The sequence below is a fragment of the Bacteroides sp. genome, from assembly GCF_019417265.1.
Taxonomy (GTDB): Bacteria; Bacteroidota; Bacteroidia; order Bacteroidales; family Bacteroidaceae; genus Phocaeicola.
The window spans coordinates 1-2120 of sequence record NZ_DXVR01000180.1; the positions used below are offsets into that span (position 1 = coordinate 1).

Annotated in this window: 1 protein-coding gene; it reads left to right on the plus strand. The window is 42.2% G+C overall.

Annotated features, from left to right (window positions below; genetic code table 11):
• Positions 1–290: 290 nt before the first annotated feature.
• Complete coding sequence (locus QZ379_RS12665; protein ID WP_291565616.1) at positions 291–1865, plus strand: IS66 family transposase; 1575 nt, start codon at positions 291–293, stop codon at positions 1863–1865.
• The last annotated feature ends 255 nt before the right edge of the window (positions 1866–2120 follow it).

The window sequence follows — 2120 nt, forward strand, 5'->3', positions numbered from 1 at the left end:
TGCAATATTTACAAATTAAAACTAGCAAGCTGAACTTGCGAAACTTAAATAATGTATACTAAAAGGCTGTCTCAAGGGCGTTTCCGTGAAGTACTGAGAAACGGTGACAGTAGCGTCCGCAGGCTTCAATGGGACGACTTTTACATGCTGATGAGGGGGCTCACACCTGTAAAAGTAACGGTTGAGAATCGCTTTAGAATGACTGTAAAATAGTATGTATAAAACTGATAATCAAATAATTAAACCACAGGAAAGTTGCACATTTCATTCTTTTTTCGTAACTTTAAAACATGAAAAAGGATGAACTGATAGAACTTTTACAACGCCAGAACGACTTCCTCCAGGGTAAACTGGAGGAAGCCTTGACGTCTATCCGTTCACTGACCACCGCTAACGAGAAACTGACTGCCACGGTTGAGGAACTGAGAAGGCAGATAGCCTCTCTGGAGGAAACTCTCAAAGGAAAGAACATCGAACTCAGTAAGGAGAAAACTGCACGTCAGGCAATGCATCGTTTGCAGGAATCTCCGTCGGAAAGACAGACTAAACAGGTAAAAGCCACCTCCGATGCTTCTGAACAGAAAAAAGAAAAGAAACATACAAACAATGGGGCAAGGAAAAAGACACATCCGGAATGTGAGATTGAAACCTTTGATGTAGAACCTGACGACCCGGAGTTCGATCCAGAACTGGCCGGATATATCTGTACATGCGATGTCGTACGTTATTCAATGATTCCCATGCGCTTCATCAAGACAATATATAAGGTCAAGAAATATGTTCAGGACGGTAAAATCTTCAAAGATTCTGTTCCGGCAACTCCACTACTGAACTCCCAGTACACTGCCTCTTTTATCGCAGGTCTGGCGGAGTTGCGCTATCTGCACGGAATGCCGCTTGAAAATGCGGTGGAATACTTCCGCTCACATGGCTTCGATCTTGATAAGGGTACCGCCCGGAAGCTTGTCAGCAAAACCAAGGTTCAGCTGGAGAACCTTTATAAGGCTCTCGTAAAGGCAATCCTTGAGGATAATTACATCTGTGGTGATGAAACTTATCAGAAAGTACGTCTGCAGACAGCCACTGAATCCGGGAAGAAAATCAAGAAAGGATATATCCGGGTGTTTGTCGGTATGACCACAGGTCTGGTGTATTTCTTTTATGATGACGGATCACGTTCGGCTGAAGTTTTCGAAAATGAAATAAAGGGATTTAACGGAGCCTTCCAGTGCGACTATTACTCCGGATACCGCCATATCGGAATCGGTAATCTGAAAGAAATTAAAAGACTTCCTTGTCTGCAGCATATAAAACGGAAGTTCCTGGATATAAAGGATAATACTATTGCCCGGCAAACAGCCAAGCGCTTCGGTCTGTTATATCACTTCGAACATAAACACAAAACAGGAAAGGACGGATGGACTGATGAAGACCACCTTCAGTGGAGACAACGTTACTCAAAAGTGATGATTGAAAAAATCTACAGAGGACTGATTGAGATTAAAGATCGTCCGGGAGTACCGCCTGATGATCCTCTTAATGCTGCTGCCGATTATGCGCTGAAACAGTGGCATGAAATACCGGCAATCTTCTCTTCGCCTAAATACAGGCTTGACAACAATGAAGTTGAACGGATAAACAGGTATATATCACTGACACGAAGACGTCTGACAATAGGCTCTCATACAGGAGCCGAAGTGGCGGTGTTATACCACTCATTAGCCATAACATGCCATAGATGTGGAATAAACATCTTTGAATACTTCTGCGACATTATAGACCGTTGTGCCGCATGGTCTCCTAATACTCCTATAGATAAATACCGTGATTTGCTTCCGGATAGATGGAAGAAGATGCAAAGATAGCCGCCCAAAAATCTGGACGGCTATCTTTTTATGTGGTGAACGCTATCGCGGACGGTTGTACAGTGATATGAAAAAACCTCGTTTTTATTTTTATCAAAACTCTTTAATAATTTTCACGACATCCACATTCGCAGTAAGCCAATTATAACTATCCGCCCGACTATGATACCATCACCAATTACCTAATCAAAAGTATTAAGATTATTTAAGTTTCGCAAGTCAGTATGAAAGTTTATAAGAGGGTATAAAAGAAGG

What these genes read in the sequence shown, in the direction of transcription:
- QZ379_RS12665 (WP_291565616.1), top strand. Translation starts at nt 291, where the DNA reads ATGAAAAAGGATGAACTGATAGAACTTTTACAACGCCAGAACGACTTC.